At 60.2% G+C, this 2,562-nt stretch carries 3 protein-coding genes; all 3 read left to right on the forward strand.

What is annotated here, in order from left to right:
• The coding region (locus GXX34_00275; GenBank protein ID HHW05959.1) for an NAD(P)-dependent oxidoreductase at positions 1-158 on the forward strand (158 nt) is incomplete at its 5' end.
• A 265-nt stretch (positions 159-423) separates the two neighbouring features.
• The gene (locus GXX34_00280; protein HHW05960.1) at positions 424-1,065 is read left to right on the forward strand and encodes a response regulator transcription factor; all 642 of its coding nucleotides are present in this window, start codon (positions 424-426) and stop codon (positions 1,063-1,065) included.
• 28 nt (positions 1,066-1,093) lie between these two features.
• The coding region (locus GXX34_00285; GenBank protein ID HHW05961.1) for a GAF domain-containing sensor histidine kinase at positions 1,094-2,562 on the forward strand (1,469 nt) is incomplete at its 3' end.

Below are 2,562 nucleotides of genomic sequence, written 5' to 3' on the forward strand. Positions count from 1 at the left end.
CGGGGGAAAGAACGGGGCAGTACCGTCTGGGTAGGGAGGAACTGGTCAGGGACGCCCAAGGTCAAAGCCGGATTTCCGCAGAAGATTTCGCCGTGGCCCTGCTGGATGAAGTGGAAAACCCGCGGCACCACCGGCAGCGGTTCACCGTGGGATACTGAAGAGGAGGTGCCGGATACGGGGGCTATTAGAGTTGGAAAAAAGGTCCTTGAAAGAAGGGGCGGGGCCCTCGGCGGCCGGGATCCCAGGCCGCCGGTGACGTGGAATGCAAGCAGGCGTGTTCTAAAGTGGGAACGGTATTCATAACCAGCAGATAAGACCATTTCCGTCTTGGCGGGAATGGTCTTTAAAAATGCCGGCAGGGAAACCGGATAATTACGAGAATTCAGACAATAGGAAATTTGTTGGCCGGGTGGGGGTGGACCAGTGCAGTTCATACGGATTTTGGTGGTAGATGATCATCCGGTGGTGCGCAGCGGCTTGGAAAGCTTGTTGGCCCAGTACACGGAATTTCAAGTGGTGGGATCCACGGACGGGGCGGAGGGGCTGCTGCCACTGGTGCAGGAGCTGAACCCGGATGTGGTGCTGCTGGATATTCGCCTGGGCGAGTTAAACGGTTTAGACCTAGCCCGGCAGCTCAGCCGGTCGGGATACCCATGCCGGGTTATCATCCTGAGCTCGTACGATGACGACGCCTACTTGGCCCAAGCGGCGCAGGCCGGAGTGTGGGGGTATCTCTTGAAAAGCGCCTCCCCGGAGGTGCTGGCCGACGCTATCCGCCGCGTGCACGGGGGACAGAAGTGCCTGTCTCCTTCTTTAGGAGGGAAAGCTTTCGACCAGTTGGCTCAGATGAACCGGCAGTGGGCCCAGGCCAAATCCGGTTTGACAGAGCAGGAACTGAAACTCCTGGAGCTCATGGCGGACGGGGCCAGCGTGCAGGAAATCGCCGCCGCTTTGTTCTTAAGCGAGCGGTCCGTAAAAAGGCGGACCCAGGCTATCATTGAAAAGCTGGGAGCGGCCAATCGCACCCAGGCGGTGGCGGAAGCTTTCCGGCGGGGGATATTATAGGCGCGAGACGGTGAGGAGGTAGACAGGCATGCTTATGACCCCTGACTATCCCGGCAGCCGGGCGGAGCAGCCGGAATTGATCCGGCAGCTTGAAGTCATGCGGGCTTTATACGATATTTCTATGGATATTTCCTCCCGACTGGAAATCCAACAGGTTTTCTTGACCATCGTCCGGCGGGCGGCCTGGCTGCTTAATGCCAGGAGCAGCATGCTGGCCGTCTGCGAGCCGGGGACCGGGCTCGCCCGGGTGGTGGCCCTTTACAATCTCCCCTTTGAATACGAGGAACTGGTGACCAAGCCTGGGGCCAGCGTGGCCGGTCATGTACTGGCTACCGGAGAGCCGGTTATTCTAAACGGGTTAGAGGAGCAGCCCGGCCAGTATCCTTACCGTTCCCTGCTTTCCGTGCCCTTGACCTGGGAAGGGAAAGCGGTGGGGGCCTTGACGGTGATTGATCACCTGCAGGATAAGCCTTTTACGGAACGGGAGGCCCAGATTCTCGGGTTGCTGGCCAACCTGGCCGCCACCGCCCTGAACAACGCCCACTTGTATTCCCAAGTCGTCCAGTTGAATCACTCCCTTGAACAGAAAGTCCGGGAAAGAACGGAAGAGTTGACGACAGCGCGGGAAAAACTGGCCCAGAAAGCCAAGCAGCTGCAGCTCCTCTTAAGCGCCACCGTTTATTTGCAGGAAGAGGAGCGGGCCCAAATCGCCAGGGATTTGCACGATGGGCCCAGCCAGCTCTTGACGGGCGCCTTGTATGAAATCCAAGCAGCCGAGCAAGGCATCGAGAACGGGCGCCGGGAGGAAGCCCTGGCGAGACTGGAAAGAGCAAAAGAATTGTTACGGCAAATTTCGGCGGAGCACCGGCGGATCACCACGGGCCTGAGGCCCCCGGTGCTGGACATAGACGGGCTGCCGGCGGCGGTGGAAAAGCTAGCCCTCCTGTGCCGGCAGTACTCCGGCGCCCAGTGCTCCGTGCAGGTCACCGGCAAGCCCTTCCGCTTGCTCTCCCATACGGAAACCATCTTGTACCGGATTGCGCAGGAAGCCTTGAACAACGCCGCGGCCCATGCCGGGGCCCGCCGGATCCAGGTGCGGATGCATTTCCAGCCGGACTGCTTCTCCCTGGAAGTGGAAGATGACGGCGTGGGCTTTGAAGAAAAGAAAACGGCGGACCAAGACCGGATGGGCTTAATAGGCATGAGGGAGCGGGCCAAGAGTATCGGCGGCCGGCTGAGCATTTACTCCCGGCCGGGCCAGGGGACGAAAGTGAGCCTGACCCTGCCCCTGCCGCCCCTGCCTCCTCCTCATGTAGGGCTTCACAGCATTTTCTGCCAGGGCGAAGCCCTGCTGGCGCCGGAAGCCGGAAACGGCAAGAAAGAAGAGCCGGAAGCCAGGTGGATGGCGCCAACCAAAATCAGGCGCCGCCCGCGGAAAACCCGCCGGAAAGAGGGGATTTTAGACGGCATTGCCCGGGCCGTCAAGGACATCGAGCA

The sequence above is a fragment of the Clostridia bacterium genome (assembly GCA_012840125.1).
Lineage (GTDB): Bacteria > Bacillota > DULZ01 > DULZ01 > DULZ01 > DULZ01.